At 39.3% G+C, this 22,170-nt stretch carries 18 protein-coding genes; 17 read left to right on the top strand and 1 reads right to left on the bottom strand.

The genetic code is table 11. The features are described from left to right. Positions 1-287 precede the first annotated feature (287 nt). The 7 genes from EO112_RS05220 (at position 288) to EO112_RS05250 (ending at position 8,339) form a co-directional block, all read left to right on the top strand. The gene (locus EO112_RS05220; RefSeq protein ID WP_127010992.1) at positions 288-1,241 is read left to right on the top strand and encodes a magnesium transporter CorA family protein; all 954 of its coding nucleotides are present in this window, start codon (positions 288-290) and stop codon (positions 1,239-1,241) included. A gap of 546 nt (positions 1,242-1,787) precedes the next feature. Beyond that, positions 1,788-2,720 (top strand): nickel ABC transporter permease, encoded by a 933-nt coding sequence (nikB, locus tag EO112_RS05225; protein ID WP_240629348.1) that lies wholly within the window; start codon positions 1,788-1,790, stop codon positions 2,718-2,720. A gap of 1 nt (position 2,721) precedes the next feature. Beyond that, positions 2,722-3,549 (top strand): nickel transporter permease, encoded by an 828-nt coding sequence (nikC, locus tag EO112_RS05230; RefSeq protein ID WP_127010990.1) that lies wholly within the window; start codon positions 2,722-2,724, stop codon positions 3,547-3,549. 36 nt (positions 3,550-3,585) lie between these two features. After that, the gene (locus tag EO112_RS05235) at positions 3,586-5,169 is read left to right on the top strand and encodes an ABC transporter substrate-binding protein (RefSeq protein WP_206168568.1); all 1,584 of its coding nucleotides are present in this window, start codon (positions 3,586-3,588) and stop codon (positions 5,167-5,169) included. Positions 5,170-5,274: 105 nt separating this feature from the next. Beyond that, positions 5,275-6,066, top strand: coding sequence for an ABC transporter ATP-binding protein (locus EO112_RS05240; RefSeq protein ID WP_127010989.1), 792 nt, complete (start codon positions 5,275-5,277; stop codon positions 6,064-6,066). Further along, on the top strand, positions 6,059-6,832 hold the full coding sequence (locus EO112_RS05245; RefSeq protein ID WP_127163307.1) for an ABC transporter ATP-binding protein: 774 nt from the start codon (positions 6,059-6,061) through the stop codon (positions 6,830-6,832). The genes EO112_RS05240 and EO112_RS05245 overlap by 8 nt, the downstream gene beginning before the upstream one ends. Positions 6,833-7,016: 184 nt before the next feature. Beyond that, entirely contained in the window at positions 7,017-8,339 is a 1,323-nt protein-coding gene (locus EO112_RS05250; RefSeq protein WP_127163309.1) for an MATE family efflux transporter, read from the top strand. Between the two features lie 203 nt (positions 8,340-8,542). On the opposite strand, the gene EO112_RS05255 is transcribed toward EO112_RS05250, so the two are convergent. Further along, complete coding sequence (locus tag EO112_RS05255) at positions 8,543-9,121, bottom strand: TetR/AcrR family transcriptional regulator (RefSeq protein ID WP_009353294.1); 579 nt, start codon at positions 9,119-9,121, stop codon at positions 8,543-8,545. Between the two features lie 280 nt (positions 9,122-9,401). On the opposite strand from EO112_RS05255, the gene EO112_RS08275 reads away from it, so the two are divergent. The 10 genes from EO112_RS08275 (at position 9,402) to EO112_RS05300 (ending at position 22,094) form a co-directional block, all read left to right on the top strand. Beyond that, complete coding sequence (locus EO112_RS08275) at positions 9,402-9,557, top strand: hypothetical protein (protein ID WP_164723951.1); 156 nt, start codon at positions 9,402-9,404, stop codon at positions 9,555-9,557. An 86-nt stretch (positions 9,558-9,643) separates the two neighbouring features. Then, entirely contained in the window at positions 9,644-9,922 is a 279-nt protein-coding gene (locus EO112_RS05260) for a glutaredoxin (protein ID WP_127068381.1), read from the top strand. Between the two features lie 108 nt (positions 9,923-10,030). After that, positions 10,031-10,651, top strand: coding sequence for a 3'-5' exonuclease (locus tag EO112_RS05265; RefSeq protein WP_127163311.1), 621 nt, complete (start codon positions 10,031-10,033; stop codon positions 10,649-10,651). Positions 10,652-11,203: 552 nt separating this feature from the next. Continuing rightward, a complete protein-coding gene (gene galT, locus EO112_RS05270) occupies positions 11,204-12,190 on the top strand; it encodes a galactose-1-phosphate uridylyltransferase (RefSeq protein ID WP_127163313.1) in 987 nt (328 codons plus the stop codon). Continuing rightward, positions 12,183-13,337 (top strand): galactokinase, encoded by a 1,155-nt coding sequence (locus EO112_RS05275; protein WP_127163315.1) that lies wholly within the window; start codon positions 12,183-12,185, stop codon positions 13,335-13,337. Before galT ends, EO112_RS05275 begins: the two co-directional genes overlap by 8 nt. Before the next feature lie 13 nt (positions 13,338-13,350). Beyond that, positions 13,351-14,514, top strand: coding sequence for an ROK family transcriptional regulator (locus EO112_RS05280; protein WP_240629349.1), 1,164 nt, complete (start codon positions 13,351-13,353; stop codon positions 14,512-14,514). Positions 14,515-14,576: 62 nt separating this feature from the next. Further along, positions 14,577-15,611 carry a galactose ABC transporter substrate-binding protein gene (locus tag EO112_RS05285; RefSeq protein ID WP_009353273.1) on the top strand — a complete coding sequence of 345 codons (1,035 nt, stop codon included), beginning with the start codon at positions 14,577-14,579 and terminating at the stop codon, positions 15,609-15,611. 60 nt (positions 15,612-15,671) lie between these two features. After that, positions 15,672-17,183 (top strand): sugar ABC transporter ATP-binding protein, encoded by a 1,512-nt coding sequence (locus EO112_RS05290; protein ID WP_062401480.1) that lies wholly within the window; start codon positions 15,672-15,674, stop codon positions 17,181-17,183. 10 nt (positions 17,184-17,193) lie between these two features. Then, complete coding sequence (gene mglC / locus EO112_RS05295) at positions 17,194-18,201, top strand: galactose/methyl galactoside ABC transporter permease MglC (protein ID WP_127163319.1); 1,008 nt, start codon at positions 17,194-17,196, stop codon at positions 18,199-18,201. A gap of 215 nt (positions 18,202-18,416) precedes the next feature. Further along, positions 18,417-22,094: a YadA-like family protein gene (locus EO112_RS05300; protein WP_127163321.1), complete on the top strand. Its 3,678-nt coding sequence runs from the start codon at positions 18,417-18,419 to the stop codon at positions 22,092-22,094. The last annotated feature ends 76 nt before the right edge of the window (positions 22,095-22,170 follow it).

Consider the following 22,170-nt stretch of genomic DNA (forward strand, 5'->3'; position numbering starts at 1 on the left):
TAGCATGTACGCCCGACTATGTAGCAGGAGGCATTGTGATATCTTCCCTCCTTGTAGTTATACAAGGCATATATCACTACATAACAACTATACAGCAAAAAGGACTTGGTATTAGGCCAGGTCCTTTTTGTTGTACATGGGTATCGTATTTACTCCTATACATTGATTGAGTGGAAACAGTGAAAGATTGTTAGAAACTTTCATGAGAAATCATAAAAAAATTGACGAATCGGCCTCGATTGATTAAGATAAAGGGTAGGGTTATTAAGACGTTAAGGAGGTGTCACATGTTAACGGTACACAAACACGTAGAGGGGGAATTATTTACAGATTCCACTGTACAAGATGCTACAAAAGGTTCATGGATAAATTTGGTGAACCCAGACCCCGATGAGTTGGCTATCGTCAATATGATGACACAGATTCCAACGGACGTACTGAAAGCAGCTTTGGATACGGAAGAACGGTCTCACGTAGAAATTGAAGATGAATACATTTTCGTCGTTATTAACATTCCAGTACTGCGTGGTTCTGATGTATATGATGCAGTACCTTTGGGTGTCTTTGTGACAGAAGATTTCTTTATTACCATCTGTTTAGAAGAAGCAGAGGTGCTATATCCGTTCTTGAGCAATCAAATGCCAACCTTCTATACTTTTAAAAAGACAAGATTTCTGTTCCAAATCATGTATCGCACAGCGGTACTATATTTGCGATACTTACAACAAATCGACCGCCGTACGGATGACATTGAAAAAACATTACGACATACGACACGGAATAAAGATTTGTTCCAATTGTTGGAATTACAAAAATCCATGACCTATTTTACCTCTGCACTGCGTGGTAATGGTACGGTAATGGAACGGATTTTGCGTATTCGTCGTCATGATGATGTGCGATACTTATTAAAAATCTATGAAGAAGATGAAGATTTATTAGAAGATGTGATCATTGAGAATAAACAGGCTGTGGAAATGGTTGAAATGTATTCTAATATTTTGATGAATATGATGAATGCCTTTACCTCTATTATTTCTAACAATTTGAACTTAGTTATGAAATTATTGGCAGCCATGACAATTATGTTAGCTGTACCAACGGCCATCTTTAGCTTGTGGGGTATCAACGTGCCGGTGCCATTTGCTGATACGGAATATGGCTTTGAGTATGTGATTGGTATTGGCATAAGCTTTGCAGCGCTGGCAGGCTATTGGCTTTGGAAAAACGATTTCTTTTAATTGCATAGTAAAATGGAACACACCTAAGGGGACTCCCGGGGGTGTGTTTTCTTATGTCATGATTCAGGTTAATTATGAAAGTTTCTTATATCTATCTTTAAAAGTCATGAATATTATACAAAATGAATAAAATTACTATATAGATATTTTTCAATTTGTGTAAAAGTGATGATTTAAAATGATATAAATCACAGATAAATACCTATAAATGTACACTTTCAAACAAGTATGAGTTGCATGTCTTGCGATATTCGCATTTGTCATTTGACAATTTTGATAAAAGAAATTAACATATTTATGTAATATCTATATTTAGAATTTGGGCGTAGACATTGACTTTGAATACCGAGTATAAGGGAAGAATAATTTGGGGAAGATATTACTAAAAGTTGTATAGGGTTATGGGCAAGATGGAGCAAGATTGTCTAAGCTGTAGCCCTTGCTAACTTTCTGTATGTATCCACCCCGAAGGGTGGTTTTTCTTTTTTTGCTAGTATTAATTACATCAATGTATGCTCATCAATATTAAGGAAAGGATGTGGATGATTGAAAACCATACTGAGTAAAATGTCACAATTGCTAATTACATTGATTGGTGTTACGTTTCTGACATTTTGCTTGACCTACATTGCTCCTGGGGATCCAGCTTTGATGGTGTTGGAAGCAGGGGACTCTATTGTGTCGCAGGAAATGATTGATGCTACACGAAAAGAGATGGGCTTAGATCGGCCTTTTATGGAACAGTATGTACACTGGGTAGCAGGTGCCGCACAAGGTGACTTGGGAATTTCCTATTCAGGGAAAAAACCAGTGACCGACAAATTATTAGAAGGCTTGGGTGGTACGGCTTTATTAGCAGTGTCAGCCTTTGCACTAAATGTGCTCATTTCCATACCAATGGGGATTTATTCGGCTGTGAAAGCAAATAAACTACCAGATTTTATTATTCGATTTTTTGCCTTTGTGAATGTATCCATGCCAAGTTTCTGGTTAGGTATGATTCTGCTGTACATCTTCGGTTTGAAATTGCACTGGGTACCGATTGCCACATCAGTGATTAGTTTTAAAGCCTTGATTTTACCAGCTATTACATTGGCTTCTGTTATGTCTGCAAAGTTTACGCGCCAAGTACGGACTGTGATTATCGAGGAGTTGCATCAAGATTATGTGATGGGGGCTCGTGCTCGAGGCATGAGTGAATCGCAAATTTTGTGGAAACATGTATTGCCAAATGCTTTATTACCATTGATTACGATCATGGGTATGGGTATCGGTTGGCTCTTGGCAGGGGCTGCGGTTATCGAAATCGTATTCTCTTGGCCAGGTATGGGTAAAATGGCAGTCTATGCCATTGCCATGCGCGACTATCCATTCATTGAAGGCTTCGTATTGTGGGTAGCTCTTATTTATACAGCTATCAACTTCTTAGTAGACATATCCTACTCTATATTAGATCCACGATTGAAAGGGAGGGGATAAGATGAAAGAATTTATTTTGCAACACAAACGCTTTTCTTTCTACTCCCTCTTAGTGGCTATCGTAGTAGGAATTGCTATATTTGCTCCTTATATCACACCGCATGATGCGTTCAATGCAGATATGTCAAAAGCTTTCTTAAAGCCCTCTGCAGATCATCTGATGGGTACTGATAAATTGGGGCGTGACACGTTCTCCCGTATTATTTACGGCACACAAACTTCCTTATTTATGACAATTATTCTAGTGATTCTAACAGCCATTGTTGGTACAGTAGTGGGAATTTTGTCTGGATTCTTTGGAGGCAAAGTAGAACTTGTATTGATGCGCTTTACAGATATTATGTTATCCTTCCCAGGGGTGGTATTGGCCATTGCCATTGCCGGCATTATGGGGGGTAGCGCCATCAATGCGATCTTGGCTCTCGTGGTGGTGAGCTGGGCGAAATACGCACGAATGATCCGTTCTGCAGTGATTAAACTTCGCCATAACGATTTCATTGCGGCAGCTAGAGTGAATGGAACAAAACAAATGACCATTTTATGGCGCCATATTTTACCAAATGTTCTGCCTTTAATTGTTATCACAGGGGCCATGGATATCGGGACTATGATGATGGAAGTTGCGGGACTTTCCTTCTTGGGCTTTGGGGCACAGCCTCCGACGCCAGAATGGGGCTTAATGCTCAATGAGAACCGTCAATATATGTTATCGTCACCAGAATTGATGTTATATCCAGGGTTAGCCATTTTCATTGTGGTTACCATCTTCAATTTATGGGGCGATTCGCTGCGGGATATCTTGGATCCACGTAGTACAGATTCACATTAATGTGTTAGTAGTAAGTTTTATAGAAAGGAACTGAAGATGAAACAAAGTTGGAAAAAATGGCTTCGTAATGCTACATTTGGCGTTATGGCAGTAGCAGCATTAGGTGTGATTGCAGGTTGCGGTAGCGACAATGCGGCACCAGCCGACAAAAGTGTATTAAAAATTGGGGTTACAAACTTCGCAGACACATTGGAGCCAACACAAAACTACTTTGGTTGGGTTGTTATGCGTTACGGTATTGGCGAAACATTAGCTAAATTCGACGACAAAATGAATACGCAACCTTGGTTGGCAGAAAGCTGGTCTGTATCTGACGATAAATTGACTTGGACTTTTAAAATCAACGACAAAGCTAAATTCTCCAATGGTAATAAAGTAACGGCAGAAGCGGTAAAAGAATCCATTGAGCGTGCTTTCGAGAAAAATAAACGTGCTGCTACATTCTTCAAATACACAGATATCAAAGCAGAAGGTCAAAACTTGATCATCACCACAGATAAAGCGTATCCAAATGTACCTGGTTTCTTGGCTGACCCATTATTTATCATCGTAGATGTGTCCGCTGAAAAAGCTGGCCGTGACTTCGCGAAAGAAGGTCCTATCGGTACTGGCCCGTACAAAGTGAAATCTTTCACTAAAGAAAAAGCAGTGGTAGAAGCTAACGAAAATTACTGGGATGGGGAAGTTCCTTTCAAAACAGTAGAAATTCCATCTATCGATGACCCTACAACTCGTGCATTAGCATTGCAAAATGGCGACGTAGATATGGCAGTTAATATCGGCGCTGGCGACATTGAAACTATGCGTAATGACAGCAAATTCAAAGTAGATGAAATCGCATCCTTGCGTACGGTATTAGCTCGTATTAACCAAAAAGGTGTATTAGGTGACGAAAAAGTTCGTGCTGCCTTCATCAGCGGTACTGACCGTAAATCCTACAACGAAGTATTGTTGAAAGGTACGTTCATTCCTGGTAAAGCACCAATTCCACCAAGCTTGGATTATGGTTTCGATGGTTTGAAAGACCCTAATGCATACAATCCTGAACGTTCTAAACAATTATTGGCAGAAGCAGGTTGGAAAGATACAAATGGTGATGGATTTGTAGATAAAGATGGTAAGAACTTAGAAGTGCGTTTCGTAGTATACAACAGTCGTCAAGAACTTCCAATCTATGCAGAAGCAGTTCAATCCGATATGAAAAAAATCGGTATTAAAGTAAACATCGAAACTGTGGACTATAACTTAATTGATAAAATGGGTATCGATGGCGACTATGACTTGTTGATCTCCAACATCGTAACAGCGAACACTGGTGACCCAGAAATCTTCTTAAAATGGTACTGGAAAACTAACGTGAATGGTGAAAACCCTCAAAATGGTTCTGGTTACAGCAACCCTAAATATGATGCCATCATGGATCAATTGGCAGTTGAATTCGACAAATCTAAACGTCAAAGCTTAATTATCGAAGCACAACAAATCTTATTGAATGATGGGGCAGCATTGTTCTTAGGTTACCCTAAAACAAATCTTGTCAATAACACTTGGTTAACAAATGTAGTGATGTATCCAACAGACTACTACTGGTTAACGAAAGATATTAAACCAGCAAAATAATCCTTTGTAGATGTCCGCAACAATCGGGAGGCACAGTGCCTCCCCTTGTTGCATGTAGCAGTAACTTTCAGTACCATACTCACGAAATAGTCAGAAAGGATCTATATGTTACTTAGTATTAAAAATTTAGCTGTTACCTACGGAAATAATCCAAATCCTACGATTGCAGGAGTTAACTTAGACCTAGCTGAAGGGGAGATAGTTTCCATTGTAGGGGAGTCCGGCAGTGGTAAGACTACGGTCATCCGTGCCCTATTAGGGGTATTGCCCAATACAGGTCGTGTGTCTGAAGGCAGCATTACCTTTGACGGTCAAGATTTACTATCTTTTTCCACAAAAGACTGGTTAGACTTACGGGGCAATCATATTGCTATGATTTTCCAAGATAGTGGCAATATGATGAATCCTATCCAAACTATCGGGAAGCAATTTGTAGAGTTTATTCAATTGCATAGTACGATGTCTAAACAAGAGGCAGAGGCAAAAGCTATCGAAATGTTGGCTCTTACCAATTTGCCACATCCTGAGGCCATCATGAAGGCCTATCCATTTGAGCTCAGTGGCGGTATGCGCCAACGTGTAGGGATTGCCATGGCCATCACATTCTCTCCTAAGTTATTATTGGGGGATGAACCTACATCGGCCCTAGATGTAACAACACAAGCGCAAATTGTAGAAGAATTATTGCGCATTAACCGTGAAAATAAAACGTCTATGATCATTGTAACTCATAATATTGGTGTAGCAGCTCATATGTCTGATAAAATCATGGTGATGAAACAAGGGGCTGTGGTGGAATATGGGCCAGCTGAGGAAATCATTCGCAACCCACAAGCGGAGTATACGAAGCAATTGCTCAGTGCAGTGCCAGAAATTGGAGGAAAACGCTATGTCTGATATTATTATGCAAATTCAAGATATTGTGAAAGAATTTCCTCTCGCTGACGGTTCTACGTTGCGTGCATGTAATGGCATTTCCATCGATGTAGAGCGAGGCGAAACCTTAGCTATCGTAGGGGAGTCTGGCTGTGGTAAGTCCACCTTGGTGAAAACGATCATGAACATGCATGAGCCTACCTCGGGGTCAGTGATGTTCCGAGGCAAGGATATTACGAAATTGAAAGGCGAAGAAAAACGCCAAAATTATCGTCATATTCAAATGGTATTCCAAGATCCAACAGCCGCTTTCAATCCGAAGATGAAAGTGCGTGATATCATTTGTGAACCATTGCGCAATTTTGGGTTGATCAACAAAGCTGACGTAGATGCAAAAGCTCGTGAGCTGTTAAAAATGGTAGACCTACCAGAAGATTTTGCAGGCCGCTATCCAAATAACATGAGTGGTGGTCAACGTCAACGTGTAGCCATCGCTAGAGCCTTGGCATTGGAGCCAGAAATCATCGTCTGCGATGAAGCTACAAGTGCTCTTGACGTGTCTGTACAAGATACCATCATCGAGCTACTGGTACGCTTGCAAAAAGAAAAGGGTATTACCTACTTATTTATCTGTCATGATTTGGCATTAGTCCATTTATTCTGCCACAAAGTGGTGGTCATGTATAAAGGGGAAGTAGTAGAGCGCCTCAGTGGAGATGCCTTAGCAGAAGCGCAGCATCCGTATACAAAACAATTATTGAGTGCTGTCTATAACTTAGATCGCTAATCAGTTGATGACGGTAATATTCAACAACTGAATAGATTGTTTTGCAAAGTAGTACAAAATCTATGAATAATGGATATTTGTTATACGTGAACATCTTTTAATATAATAATTATATCAAATGGTGTTAGAATAGAATGTTTCAAGGGGAGCACCGTAAGGGGCTCCCTTTTTTTGTGAGGGTACTATGGAAGAACGATTGACCTATAAAGACTATTTAAAAGTGACAATTCCATTTATGATTTCTACGGCGACACAACCCTTGCTAGGGCTGGCGAATACGGCGATTATGGGACATATGGATAATGCCATGTATATCGCAGCGGTGGCGCTAGGCGTAATCTTGTTCAACAATATGTATTGGCTCTTTGGATTCTTGCGGGTAGCCACTACGGTGTTTTCTGCACAAGCTTTGGGGGAACAATCGAAGGAAAGTACATCCTTAAGTTTTTTTCGGCCTCTCATCATTGCATTGCTTATCAGTTTAGCCTTTATCATTGGCTATCCGTGGATATTTGATTACTATGCAAGTTTTATGCATCCCGACCCAGAGGTAATCGCTTTGATGGCGGACTATACAGATATTTTAATCTGGGGAGCTCCTTTCGTATTGGTCAATTATGTTACTTTAGGTTGGCTTATGGGACAGATGATGATTCGAGCCACTATGATTATGCAAATCTCCATGAATGTGTTGAATATTGGTTTGTCCTTTCTCTTTGTATTTGGCTTTGACTTTGGAGTAAAGGGGGTGGCTTGGGCCTCTTTGATTTCCCAAATCTATGCATCCTTAGTAGGGCTTGGTGCCATGTACTTAGTTCGTGAACGGTTAGACCTAACACCCCATATATGGAATACGTTGAAACGGGTGAAACCATTCCTATCTATTATGAAAGTCAACACAGATCTTATGCTACGCACCTTGTGTTTACTGACCATCAACAATTTGTTTGCCAAGGCAGGCAGTGCCATGGGTAGTGATGTATTAGCGACAAATGCAGTCATTTTAGAGATTATCTTCATCATGGCATACTTCACGGATGGACAGGCTAATGGGGTCAGCGTATTTACTGGAAAAGCTTTTGGTAAGCGTAACTTGGTGCTTTGGAAAGATACCTTAAAAATTTCCTTAGTCTGCCTAGCTGTGTATGTTGTGATTATGGAAGTCGTACTAGGTTTATTCCGCAATGATTTGATTATGGTGATGACTTCGGTACCGGCTATCTATACGATGGCTATGGAATATTCCCATTATCTATTGCTCTATCCTATCTGTGCGGCAGTAGGATTATTATTATATGGTATGTACAATGGCATCGGTCAGACCGCATCTATCCGGAATATGATGTTCATTGCAGTGGTCTTCTTTGTAGGCATGCAAGAATTACTTATCCCTCCATTCGGTAATGACGGCATATGGATGACCTATGTGCTCACGTACCTATTAGAATCTATTATTTTAGTGCTGTTCCTGCCATTGGCAAAAAAACGGTTTTCCTTGGCGGTCTAATATGTTTCTAATGAAAATTGTTGTTTTACAAAATAGCGTAATCGATAGTAGATGGATGTTTTACATTCTAGTCGGCACAATAATATGCCATAAAGAATATCTTACTGACAATTAAAAACATATACAGTTGATATTACTACAAAAAGGCGTTACCGATGAGCGAATTTGCTTAAGGTAGCGCCTTGTTGCGTTTGTTTATGGTATTAATGTTGATGTTCCAAAATCAGTGGTTCTGTAATATGATAAAAGTATCGTGACATGTCTTCAATGGAATACTCTCGACCAGTTTCCAGCCACCAAAGAACCATTTCTACAAAAGATCCTGCAATGTGATTAGAGATAAAATCATGAGGGATATTGTTGTGTGGACAAGTTTGATTGTTTAAGAAATGACTTTGGATGAGTTCTTTCAGACTGCTCTTGAAATGACGTAGGAAGAGTTCGTTACTTTCACAGGAAAGAAGACCCAAAATATTATTATCGTTGTCCTCTAAATGCTGCAAGATGTGGAGGAAGATAGCTTCCTTGATGTGGCTGTTTTTATATAAGCCATGAGCATGGGAGAAGTCTGATGCAGTGTCGATAATATGAGAGAATAATTCGTGACAGAGCGCTTCTAATAGATCTTCTTTTGTTTCAAAGTGTGCGTAAAATGTACTACGGCCAATGAGGGCTTCATCGATAATGTCTTGCACGATGATAGCATTATAATTTTTATGTTCTAAAAGCCTAACAAAGGCGTCGAAAATAGCTTTTCTAGTTTTCATTTGTCGTTTATCCATAATTCCTCCTTACATATATGAATCAAACAAAATGAGATACTTGTTCAATATAGGATATTTTTCTATATATGTTTCGTAAATAACAAAATTAAAAAAGTGATTCTTGTCAAATCTTTTAATTTCACTATACTAATAGTATATCATAAGTGACAAAGTGTTTCATATCTTTGTTATTATGAAAGATAGTTTAGATTTTTAACTGAGAGCATCTACTACAAAGACTGGGTGCAATGATGACTTTCAGCCATATAAAGTAAGAGATTAGAGAGGATGTGTTCTTATGTTAGAACGAATTGATGCGATTATGAGCAGTACTACTGCCACCGTAATTACAGGAGCCATGTTTTTAGCCGTTGCACTACAGACAAAGGTTGATGTGTCTAGTTGGATTCATACATCTTGGACTGCAATTTTGACATACCACGCTGGCTTATAGTTGTAACATGAATTTTCTTGTGGTATACTAATCTTATAATTGAATAAATTCGATATAAAACATCGATTCGATGAAAGGAGTATACTATGAAAGAAATTTTAGGCTTCCATTTACATCATTGTCCATATTGCGCTAACGCATTCCGCGCTATCGAAGAATTGCAAGCAGAAAACCCTGCGTTCAAAGACATCAAAATTAACTGGGTAGAAGATCAAGATGCTGTAGAATTGTTCAAAACACATCCATACGAATACTATCCAAATTTGTGGTTTGATTTGGACAAACAATATGAAGCACAACCTGGTGAAAGCTACGAACAAACAAAATCTTTAATCAAAGCAGTGTTTGAGAAAGCGATTCAATAATCGATTTTACTTTCATTAAAAATACTATATAATAAAAGCAGATGCTATGATGCATCTGCTTTTTCTTGATGTAATCGCAGATGTTAAAGTCTTGCGTGAGGAGGATATATGTTAAATTTTGTGGCCTTAGATTTTGAAACGGCTAATGAAAGTAAGAATAGTGCTATTTCCTTAGCTGTGGTGACTGTGGAAGATGGACGGATCACAAAACGTGGCTATAGTTTAATCAAGCCCCCAGTGATGCAGTTCAACCAAGAGTTCATTGGTATCCATGGTATCCAACCGGAAGAAGTGTTGAATAAGCCTACCTTTGATCAGTTGTGGCCGGCGATTTATAATAACCATTTAAAAGGTAAACTGTTAGTAGCACACAATGCGAAGTTCGACATCGACGTGTTACGTGCCACCTTGGACCATTACAATATTGAATGGCCCGATTTAGAATATACTTGCACCGTCCGCATAACACGAAAAGTATGGCCTGATTTGGTGAATCATAAATTAAATACATTGGGTGGATTTTTAGGTATCAAATTTAACCATCACAATGCCTTGGATGACTCTGAAGTATGTGCTAAAGTAGCCATTGCAGCAGCGAAAGAAAAAGGTGTAGATTCTATGCGAGGATTGTTGCATGTCATTAACATGAAAACAGACTTCTTCATCACCGACGAACGACGGGCCCAAATGGAAGTCAAACAAAGCGGCACACAAGATACCTTCTTCTAGTGAACTTTAGTATCTATTACATTTAGTCATACTACTAGTAAATTGTATTTGTATATATAAAAGCAAGAAAAATATTTAAAAAATATTTTGTATGATATGGATAGGAGTCCTACAGATATCGAAACGATACATACCTATGATATAAGAAAAATAGAGGGGAGTTAACTACTAATTATCTTTGGAAGAAAAGATAATAGTAAATATACTATATTATCCCATTCCCCCTCCGAATAAGCCCTCCTATGATGTACTCATAATCTATGGAGTACTATAATTTTATATAAATCGACGCCGTAGTAATAAGAAACCGGTGCCATATTCCCCTGAACGAACATTCAGAATGCAGTGAGAGAAGGGGGATGTGGCGCCGGTTTTGTATCTAATAAGAGAAAAATTGTGATAAAAATCATGCTGCTCATCAGACTATGAGTAAATCATATAACTTATTATTTAATTAAGTATTGAAAAAAATGTTAAAATATGAAAGAATAGGTATGTATAAAAATTATCTTTCATTTTTTAAAGCATATAACTATAGATTGGAGGTATTCCATGTCGGAATTACGATGGAATCCTTTATTGCGGACTTGGACAATGGTCGCTTCAAACCGTAAAGCACGCCCAACGATGCCAAAGGATTGGTGCCCATTCTGCCCAGGTATTAATAAAAAAGTCCCTGCAGATTATGATGTGTTGAAATATGATAACGACTTTCCAGCCTTAACGCAAACGCCAGAGGCTCCTTATGAAGATGGTAATGACTTTTACAAAAGTCAAGAAAACTATGGGAAATGTGAAGTTATCTTATATTCTCCAGAGCATACTGCTAAATTTTACGAATTATCGGAAGATCATATTGTTAAATTACTAAACCTTATTAAAGAGAGTCATAGTGAATTAGCAAAAGATGAAAAAATTAAATATATCTATCCTTTTGAAAATAAAGGGGAAGCTGTAGGTGTGACAATGCCACATCCACATGGTCAATTATATGGCTATTCCTTTGTACCACAGAAGCTACAAGTGGAACTAGATAGTGCGAAAGATCATCATCATGAACATGGTGAATGCTTATTCTGTAAAATGAATCAAGTTGAGAAAGAAAAAGATGCTCGCATTGTGGGAGAAAATGACTCTTTCTTAGCCTATATTCCGTTCTTTACAGATTATCCCTATGGTGTATTTGTCGTGCCAAAACGCCATATGAATTACATCACAGATTGTACTGAAAAAGAAACGAAAGATTTGGCGCATATGTTAAAAACATTAACGGAAGCCTTTGATCGTTTATTTAATATGCCATTCCCATACATGATGGTATATCATCAAAATCCTGTAAATAGCCCTGAATATGCAGGACATGAAGAATATTATCACTTTAATATTCAATTCTATCCTCCTTTCAGAGAAGCCAATAAAATTAAATACTATGCATCCTCTGAAATGGGAGCATGGGCAGCAGCGAATACAAGTGCCGTAGAAGAAACAGCACCGGAATTGCGCAAACTATATAGTGAGGTTGAACAAGCAAATGAATAAAGATAAATTACAACAGCGTTTTCTGTCCTTCTTTGGCGAAGATTCAGGAGAGGTGCATTGTTATTTTGCTCCAGGTCGCGTGAATGTTATTGGTGAGCACCAAGACTATAATGGTGGTCATGTATTCCCAGCGGCACTTAAAGTAGGTATTTATGGAGCCATTCGTTTACGTGAAGATAGCAAGGTACGTTTACACTCTGATAATATGGAAAAGACAGTAGTGGTTGATGTAAATGAACCTTTCCAATATAATATTGAACACGATTGGGCTAATTATCCATTAGGTGTGATTCAATTCTTAAAAGATAAGGGTCACAAGGTGCCAGGTATGGACATTTATTTTAATGGTAATTTGCCAGCTGGTGCAGGATTGTCTTCTTCTGCATGTATGCTAGATTTAACTGGTTATATGTTGCTTTCAGAGTTGGGTCTAACTCCAATTGATCGCACGGAACTGGCAAAAATGGCCATGCATGTAGAATACCATTTCGTAGGTGTAAAAGTGGGCATTATGGATATGTATGCTATCGCACACGGTAAAGAAGGCCATGGTGTCTTGTTAGATTGCACGCATATGGAACGAAAACTAGTTCCTTTGAACTGGCATGGACATACTCTTGTCATCATGAATACAAATAAACAAAGAGGTCTTGTGGACTCCAAATTTAATGAGCGCAAAGGTGAGTGCGATGCAGCTCTTGAAATTATCCGCAAGCATAAAGATATCTCTGGCTTGGCATTGGCTACATTGGATGATTTAGAATCTATTTCTGATGATGTGTTGATGCGTAGAGCTCGTCACGTCATCACTGAAAATTTACGTGTATTAGATTTCATGAAAGCTTTGGAAGCCGCTGATTTAACAGGGATTGCACATTGCTTGAATGAATCTCATAGATCTTTACAAGTTGACTTTGAAGTGACAGGTAAAGAATTGGATACGATTGTTGAGTTAGCACGATCTCAAGAAGGCTGTATTGCATCTCGTATGACAGGTGCAGGTTTCGGTGGTTGTGCCATTGCCCTTGTAAAAGATGAGCATATTGAGGCTTTTATGAGAGCTATTCCAGAAGAGTACGAGAAACAAATAGGTGTTACCCCTAGTCTATATATTGCTGAAATTGGTGATGGGGTGTATTCACTGTAAAGGAGATAGAATCATGATAAAGCCACAAATAAGCAATGATGAAATTATTTTGAATTACATCAGGCGTCATGGCCCCGTATCAAAGGCCTTGATTGCAAGACAGACCAAAATAACGCCTCCCACAGTGACTAATATTTGTACGAATTTAATTCGGAAAGGATTGGTCTATGAAGATCGTCAAGAGCGGTCTGCATTGGGACGCCCATCAATGTTGTTAGACTTTAATCATGATATTGAAACCTATTTGATTGTCCATATAAGAACACATACGATTGTTTTTTATGTGGCTACAGTGGGACGTCAAATTTTACAGCAATTAGAAACATCTATTATTGGTTGTAGTGCTGATGAAATCATGCAACATATGTATCGTGGCATACAGGATATCTTCAAAGAAGACTATAAAATTAAAAGTATAGGCCTCGTTTTGCGTGGACCTGTAGACTCAGGAAAAGGGATTTCTATTTACTCTCCTAATGGAAAATGGAATAATATTCCTTTCAAGTATATCTTAGAAGAGCGATTCCATGTGCCTGTATATGTAGAAAATGATGTTCGTTGTTTATCAACGGGTGAATATTACTATGGCAGTGGTAAAGAAATGGATAATCTCATTGTCCTTAAATTTAGTTATGGACTCGGTATATCATTGATTTATCATGGTGAACTCTACCGCGGTTTTAACGATAGTGCTGGGGAAATTGGATATGGTGTGATTCGATTAGATGAAGAGGGCAATGAAGTGCGCTTGGAAGATATCGCATCGGAAACATCGATTCATTCCTATGTAGTGGAACAAATGGAAAAAGGTCGATATACGTCGGTACAAGATAATCCATTGGTTGTGAGCAAAGCATTTCGTGTAGAGCCTATTTATGAGGCCGCAGTAGAAGGTGATGAAGTGTGTTTAGAGGCCCTTTCACGAGTAGGTCATTATTTAGGAATTGCTTTGGCCAATATAGCGAACTTATTTAATCCAGAGCGGATTATTTTGAGCAGTGCTATGGGTAATGCGGTAGGAGTAATGGATCCTATTTTACGAGGTGTATTAGAACGCAATTCATACAAAGCACATTCGATTAATCTAGAATATTCTGGCAATGGTTCTTATTATACATTGTTAGGTATGATTGATATTGTCAGTGCAAAACGAGCTGAAGAAGCTTGGTTACGGTAGGTACCACGACTAGATACACTAGTCTTATAGGTATATAGGATATCTAAAAGGAGGATATTATTATGAAACGATCTTGGAAAGCAGCGATGCTTGCATCTGCAGCAGTAGGTGCACTTGTGTTAGGTGGTTGCGGAAGCGATCAAGGAGCAAGCGGTGACAAACCTCAAATTGGGGTTGCTATTTACAAATTTGATGACACTTTCATGAGTGGCGTTCGTGCAGAAATTGATAAAGCTGCTAAAGACAAAGCTAAAGTGGATATCGTAGATAGCCAAAACTCTCAACCAACACAAAACGAAAAGATTGACTTATTCATCAATAAGAAGTACAAAGCAATCGGCGTTAACGTGGTAGACCGCACAGCAGCAGGCGTTATCATTGATAAAGCGAAAGCAGCTAACATTCCATTGGTATTCTTGAACCGTGAACCATTGAAAGAAGATATGGCTAAATGGGATAAAGTATACTATGTAGGTGCGAAAGCTGAACAAAGTGGTGAAATGCAAGGTAAAATCTTAGCAGATTACTTCAAAAAACATCCTGAAGCATACCATAGCAATGATGGTGTTATCCACTATGTTATGATTACTGGTGAACCAGGTCACCAAGACGCAGTACTTCGTACAGAACACTCCGTTAAAGCTCTTAAAGCAGAAGGTATGAAAGTAGAAGAGTTAGCTAGCGATACAGGTATGTGGGACCGCGTTAAAGGTCAAGAAAAAATGGCAGCGTTCTTGAGCCGTTACGGCGATAAAATTGATGCTGTTATCTGTAACAATGACGACATGGCATTAGGTGCTATTGAAGCGTTGAAAGCAGCAGGCTACTTCACAAATGGCAAATACATTCCAGTAGTAGGTGTTGACGCTACAACTCCAGCAGTACAAGCGTTGAAAGACGGCACATTATTGGGTACAGTATTAAACAATGCTAAAAAACAAGGTCAAGCTGTATTTAATCTTTCCTATGTGTTAGCTAAAGGCGAAACACCAAATAAAGACAATACAGGTTTTGATATTGTTGATGGTAAATATATTTGGGTACCTTACGAAATCGTAACAAAAGAAAATGCGGATAAGATTTTAGGTGACAAATAAGAAAATGCAGTAAGGGGGCATTTTGCCCCCTTTATTATCTGATTAGTAGGAGGAAAATGTATGGGCGAGTACATATTAGAAATGCGCCAAATTACGAAGGAATTTCCTGGCGTAAAGGCCTTGGATAATGTCACTTTCAAAGTCCGACCAGGCACCGTACATGCTCTAATGGGAGAGAATGGCGCGGGAAAGTCTACTCTTATGAAATGCCTGTTCGGTATTTATAAGCCTGATCAAGGGGACGTGGTCATTGACGGCGAAGTAGTAGAAATGACAGATTCCCGAAAAGCTCTTGGAATGGGAATTTCCATGATCCATCAAGAGTTATACCCTGTATTACAGCGTAATGTTATGGAAAATTTATGGTTAGGTCGATTCCCAACCAAAAAAATTGGTCCTTTTACATTTGTGGACCATAAAAAAATGAAAGAAGACACACTAGCCTTGTTTAATGAAATCGATGTAGATATCGACCCAGAACAATTAGCTGGTGATTTATCTGTTTCTAAGCTACAAAATATTGAGATTGCAAAAGCAGTTTCCCACCAATCTAGAATTATTGTTATGGATGAACCTACCTCTTCCCTAACGAGTGATGAAGTAGAACATCTTTTCAAAATCATTAACTCCTTGCGTAAAAAAGGGGTTGCAATTATATATATTTCTCATAAAATGGAAGAAATCCTACGCATATCTGATGAAGTAACGATCATGCGTGATGGTCAATATATAGGTACTTGGCATGCTGATGAATTAACGACAGATCTTATCATTCAACGAATGGTAGGTCGTGAAATGACTCAGTTATTCCCTGAAAAAACAAATACTCCAAGTGAAGAAGTATTACGTGTAGAAAAATTAACATCTATTCATCCACATTCTTTTAAAGATGTAAGCTTCTCTCTTCGTAAAGGTGAAGTTCTTGGTGTAGGTGGTCTAGTAGGAGCGCAACGAACAGAGGTTATCGAAGCCTTATTTGGTCTTCGTGGCATTGAATCTGGAAAGATTTATTTACACGACAAAGAAGTGCGTATTCGTCACCCTCGAGATGCGAAAAAACTGGGTATGGCATTGCTTACAGAAGAACGCCGTACTACAGGGATTTTCCCAATGCTCACCATTGTAGATAATACAACGATGGCAGCGCTACCGAAATATGAAAATAAGTTCAAACTATTGAATGATGAAAAACGACTAGACGATACAAAAGAAGGTGTGACTTCCTTGCGAGTGAAAACACCATCTACAGAAACGAAAATTCAAAGTCTTTCTGGTGGTAACCAACAAAAGGTACTCATTGCCCGTTGGTTAAATACGAATCCAGAAATCCTACTCTTGGATGAACCGACACGGGGCATCGATGTAGGGGCGAAATATGAAATTTATTCCATTATTAATGAACTAGCTAGTGCTGGTAAAAGTATCATTATGATTTCCTCAGAAATGCCTGAGTTATTGGGTATGAGTGATCGCATTATGGTTATGAGTAATGGATATATGAGTGGCATCTTGGATGCACATGAAGCGACAGAAGAAAAAATAATGGAACTAGCGACAGCTGGTTTAGTCTAGGAGGTATCGTATGAGCCAAGGTAAATTAGGAAAGTTTCTTTCCCAGAATATTATCTATTTGGTACTAGTAGTACTAGTAGCGGCTATTTCTATGTATAGCCCGAACTTTTTATCCGTCACAAGTTTTCGTGATATTTTAATTCAGTCTTCCCCACGTATTATCATTGCATTAGGTTCTGCTATGATCTTGATCACCGCAGGGTGTGACTTATCTGCAGGTCGTGTGGTTGGTTTGACGGCAGTGGTATCGGCATCCTTAACTCAGTTGCCAGATTATCCACGTCCGTTCTTTGAACATTTACCAGAATTACCTTTGATTCTACCAATCGTGATTGCTATCGTGGTGGGTGCTATCATCGGTTTAGTGTCTGGTGTGATCGTAGCGTATTTAAAAATCGTACCATTTATTTCCACACTAGGTACTATGGTTATTACTTACGGTATTTGTTCCTTGTATTTTGATATGGAACCAAATAACTCCCAACCAATTGGTGGTTTGCGTCCAGAGTTTACGCAAATTGGTACAGGTTCTTTAGACCTAGGATTTATGACGATTCCATACATTGTTATTATCGCTGCCGTGATTTCTTTAATCATGTATGTGGTATATAACAAAACAATTCTTGGTAAAAACATGTTTGCCATTGGTGGTAACCCACAAGCGGCTGTAGTATCTGGTATCAACGTAGCAATAACACTAGTGATTATCTACGTTATCGCCGGCGCTTTGTATGGCGTAGGTGGTATTTTGGAAGCAGCTCGTACTGGTGGTGCTACTAACAACTATGGCAATATGTACGAGTTAGATGCTATCGCAGCATCTGTTGTAGGTGGTGTATCTATCACTGGTGGTATCGGTACTGTACCTGGTATTATCGCTGGTGTGTTAATCTTTACAGTTATTAACTATGGTTTAACATTCGTTGGAATGGGACCATACTGGCAATTGATTATTAAAGGTTTGATCATTGTCGTAGCAGTTGCTTTCGACGTACGTAAATCTATGGCTCGTAAATAATTTAGAGCAGTAAGGTATTAGCCTCTGGCTTTTGCATACTTGTAAAAGTCAGAGGTTTTTTATATGTCAAAAGTCATCGATAATGTTTAAAAAATTCGATTTGAATAGTATACAAAAGTGGTATATAATCAATATTAATAAGAAATGTTTCAACTTAATTCATAGCGATTTGTTAGCATGAATTAAGGATTTTATCAAACTATAAGGGGTGTAGTATGAGAAAAAATAATGCCGCAGTATATGCAGCAAGTGTATTAATCTTGGGAGGCCATATAGCAGGCTATGCAGCTAGTACAGAGTATACAGTAACTGGTGGTCAGGTCGATGGTGCGAATGCCATTGCTGTAGGTGCTAGTTCTAATGTGAATGCAGTGGATGGATTAGCCATAGGATATGAGGCAACTACTAGTGCAGCAAGTGGTGTAGCATTAGGTAGTGGTTCTATTGCAGATCGTGTTGGTAAAAGTGATGCTTACATTGGATATAATCCAATGAGTAACACACATTATAAAGTAGGCGAAGCGGGAGCAGATAATCCAAAACTTGAAGACTTATATGAAAAAATTCGTCAAGCGAATTATAAAGTGCTACAAGCAGAAGAAGATGTTAAAAGAGCTGGAACTAATACAACTGAACTAGCCAAAGCAAATCTTAAAAAAGCAGAAGCAGATCAAGCACTAGTAGATGCTGAAAAAGCCTATGCAGATGCTATAAAAGAAGCGAATAAAGCTGGCAATGAGGCTATTAGTAGCGCTTGGAATGCTACAGATGGAGCTGTATCGGTAGGTAGTACGACAGCTGGAGTGCAACATACTCGTCAAATTACCAATGTAGCAGCAGGCTTTGAAGATACAGATGCTGCCACAGTGGGCCAATTAAAAGTACTGCGCAATCGTTTAGAACGTGAAAAACCGCGGTACATTTCCATTAAAAGCCGTGATCTAGGCAGAGATAGCAATGAGATCAATGATGGTGCTACCAAAGAAGGGGCTATTGCCATTGGTCCGAGAGCGTATTCTAAGAGTGAAAATGCCATTGCGATTGGCCGTAATGTGCAAATTGGCGATAAGTCTGAAAATACGGTAGCTATTGGTTATGGTATTCAAAGAACTGGTGCATATAGTGTTAATATAGGATATGGCGCTTCTACTGATAAAAATTATAGTACTGCTGTAGGGTATGGTGCTACTGCCTTAGAAGACTCTGTTGCTGTTGGGGGATCTTCTAAGACGACAGGCAAAAATAGTGTAGCTGTTGGTCGAGGATCTACTAGTACCATGGAAAGTGTAGCAATAGGCGATTCTTCAACAACTATTAACAAACAAAGTATAGCTGTAGGGTATAGTGCAGAAGCGAGGGATACATCGGCCATTGCTTTAGGTACAATGAGTATGGCTAATGGAACTTCTACCATTGCTATTGGTGCTGGTACAAAAGTGGGAGATAAAGAAACGGGAATCACAGCAACCGCGGGTATCAGTATTGGGGAAAGAGCCTATACAGATGTAAGAACTGGTGTGGCATTAGGATCAGAAACATATGCTAATCGGGGAACGGACTCTCCATCTAACCAAGGCTATGACCCTTCTTTACATGGACCTCACTTTGTTAATGAAGAGGTAGAGAATACAGAGGCTGAAAAAAATCCTGATGTGATATCTGCGAAAGCAAGAGTAACAGAATTAGAAAATGAATATGCTAATGCTCCAGCAGAGAATCGGCATGAGGTAAAAGAACGATTAGATAAAGCGAAGGTTCTATATGGACAAGCAAAAGATATGGTAACCACAACGTGGAAGGCAAATCGTTCAGCAGTATCTGTAGGTAATAGTCGCCTAGGTTATCGTGTCACTCGCCAGATCATTAATGTAGCAGCCGGTGGAGAAGATACTGATGCTGTCAATGTAGCGCAATTAAAAGCCTTAGAAAAACGTAATACTATTTTAGCAGGTAATGATGTGCCATTCAATGCAGATGGAACTGTAGCTACTACAACACCGGATACACGCGTGTACACACCAGGTGATAAAGAGATTAAGATCCAAGGCAAGGCAAATACTGTGTATGGAGTTGCTCCACAAGCTGGTGCCAAAGCTCCAGATGGTAAAAGCGAGTATGCGGCACCAACGTTATATAGCTCTGATAATCTAATTACTTATAAAGACCCAACAGACTCTATCTTGCGTATTGGTATGTTGAAAACGCCAACTTTTACTGGAGTACATTTTGATAATCCTTTGATGAATATTTCCTTAGGTAGTAATGATAGAGGACATTTAACGTTAACTACAGGCGGTAAAGATGGTTCTCCATCTACTACAAGCCCTGTATTGACTGTAGATTCCTTGAAAGAAGTATTAAAACCAGGTAAAGGCATCTCTATTGCTACGAACGACGGTGGAGAATATGGTAAAACATATACTTTTAGCTTAGATAAAGATCAACTAAAAGGGGATCCTGATTTCAAAGGTGATAAAGGCGATCCAGGAGCTAAAGGTGACCAAGGTATTCAAGGTGAAAAAGGCGAAACTGGAGCTAAAGGTGATACTGGGGCTGATGGAAAGTCTGCTTTTGAAGTATGGAAAGAAATGCCAGGCAACGAAGATAAGACAAAAGATGATTTTATCAAAGCTATTACTGGTCCGCAAGGTGAAGTCGGTGCAGTAGGCCCACAAGGTCCTCAAGGACCACAGGGACCTCAAGGACCAGGTGGTACTGGTGGTGGTACTGGTGGAGTAGGTCCACAAGGTCCACAAGGTGTTCAAGGTCCTAAAGGTGATACAGGTGCCGTAGGTCCTAAAGGTGATCAAGGGATACAAGGTGAAGTAGGGCCTAAAGGTAAATCTGCTTTCGAAGTGTGGAAAGACATGCCAGGTAACAAAAGCAAGACAGAAGATGACTTTATCAAGGCCATTACAGGTGCAAAAGGTGCAGATGGTGCAGTAGGTCCACAAGGTGAGAAAGGCGAAAAAGGTGACGCCGGAGCAGCTGGTGTAGCAGGACCTAAAGGTGATGTTGGCACAGCTGGTAAAGATGGAGCTGACGGAAAGTCTGCTTTCGAAGTGTGGAAAGTATTACCAGGTAACGAAAGCAAGACAAAAGACGACTTTATCAAGGCCATTACAGGTGAAAAAGGTAAAGATGGTGCAGTAGGTCCTAAAGGTGAAAAAGGTGAAGCCGGCGCAACAGGTGCAGTAGGACCTAAAGGTGATAAAGGTGAAACTGGCGTAGTAGGCCCTAAAGGTGACAAAGGTGATGCTGGGAAAGCCGGTAAAGATGGCGCTAAAGGCAAATCTGCTTATGAATACTGGAAAGAAATCAAAGGTAATGAAAATAAAACAGAAGATGATTTCCGTAAATCTTTAGAAGGCGGTTCTAAAGGAGATAATCATAACTATGAAAAATTAGAGCGCCAAATTGGTGAACTTGGTAGTGATTTACAAGAATTACGCAAGGAAAGTCGTAGAGGCGATGCCCTAGGTGCTGCATTATCTGCATTAAAACCAATTCAATATGATCCATTAGAACCAACACAAATTATGGCTGGCGTTGGACATTATAAAAATGTGAACGCCGTAGCATTAGGTGTGGCTCATTATACTAAAGAATCTACTATGTTTCATGCTGGTGTATCTATGGTACGTGGTGGCACTATGGTTAATGGCGGTGCAACTTTTAAATTTGGTAATAGTCCAGAGAAAAAAGCTATACCAGAACGTTATCGTAATGGCCCAATTTCTTCGGTGCTAGTATTGCATGATGAAATGGTAGCTATGAAAGAAGCCTATGGTCGTGAACTTACAGTTCTGACAGCAGAAAATGATAACTTACGTCAAGATATTGTGACATTGCAACAAGAAATGCAAGAATTACGAGCTATGGTTCGTAAATAATCAAAGGGGTCCTTCGGGACCCTTTTTTGTATGCTAGAAATGAGTTTGATGGTTTGTGAGCTTGTATAGAAGAACA

Origin of the sequence: Veillonella sp. VA141 (genome assembly GCF_003992175.1) — a bacterium.
GTDB lineage: Bacteria > Bacillota > Negativicutes > Veillonellales > Veillonellaceae > F0422.

Excerpts from the sequence above, each read along its gene's own strand:
- EO112_RS05220 (WP_127010992.1), top strand. The coding sequence starts at position 288 with ATGTTAACGGTACACAAACACGTAGAGGGGGAATTATTTACAGATTCC.
- nikC (WP_127010990.1), top strand. The coding sequence starts at position 2,722 with ATGAAAGAATTTATTTTGCAACACAAACGCTTTTCTTTCTACTCCCTC.
- EO112_RS05235 (WP_206168568.1), top strand. The coding sequence starts at position 3,586 with ATGAAACAAAGTTGGAAAAAATGGCTTCGTAATGCTACATTTGGCGTT.
- EO112_RS05240 (WP_127010989.1), top strand. The coding sequence starts at position 5,275 with ATGTTACTTAGTATTAAAAATTTAGCTGTTACCTACGGAAATAATCCA.
- EO112_RS05245 (WP_127163307.1), top strand. The coding sequence starts at position 6,059 with ATGTCTGATATTATTATGCAAATTCAAGATATTGTGAAAGAATTTCCT.
- EO112_RS05250 (WP_127163309.1), top strand. The coding sequence starts at position 7,017 with ATGGAAGAACGATTGACCTATAAAGACTATTTAAAAGTGACAATTCCA.
- EO112_RS05255 (WP_009353294.1), bottom strand. The coding sequence starts at position 9,121 with ATGGATAAACGACAAATGAAAACTAGAAAAGCTATTTTCGACGCCTTT.
- EO112_RS08275 (WP_164723951.1), top strand. The coding sequence starts at position 9,402 with ATGTTAGAACGAATTGATGCGATTATGAGCAGTACTACTGCCACCGTA.
- EO112_RS05260 (WP_127068381.1), top strand. The coding sequence starts at position 9,644 with ATGAAAGAAATTTTAGGCTTCCATTTACATCATTGTCCATATTGCGCT.
- EO112_RS05265 (WP_127163311.1), top strand. The coding sequence starts at position 10,031 with ATGTTAAATTTTGTGGCCTTAGATTTTGAAACGGCTAATGAAAGTAAG.
- galT (WP_127163313.1), top strand. The coding sequence starts at position 11,204 with ATGTCGGAATTACGATGGAATCCTTTATTGCGGACTTGGACAATGGTC.
- EO112_RS05275 (WP_127163315.1), top strand. The coding sequence starts at position 12,183 with ATGAATAAAGATAAATTACAACAGCGTTTTCTGTCCTTCTTTGGCGAA.
- EO112_RS05280 (WP_240629349.1), top strand. The coding sequence starts at position 13,351 with ATGATAAAGCCACAAATAAGCAATGATGAAATTATTTTGAATTACATC.
- EO112_RS05285 (WP_009353273.1), top strand. The coding sequence starts at position 14,577 with ATGAAACGATCTTGGAAAGCAGCGATGCTTGCATCTGCAGCAGTAGGT.
- EO112_RS05290 (WP_062401480.1), top strand. The coding sequence starts at position 15,672 with ATGGGCGAGTACATATTAGAAATGCGCCAAATTACGAAGGAATTTCCT.
- mglC (WP_127163319.1), top strand. The coding sequence starts at position 17,194 with ATGAGCCAAGGTAAATTAGGAAAGTTTCTTTCCCAGAATATTATCTAT.
- EO112_RS05300 (WP_127163321.1), top strand. The coding sequence starts at position 18,417 with ATGAGAAAAAATAATGCCGCAGTATATGCAGCAAGTGTATTAATCTTG.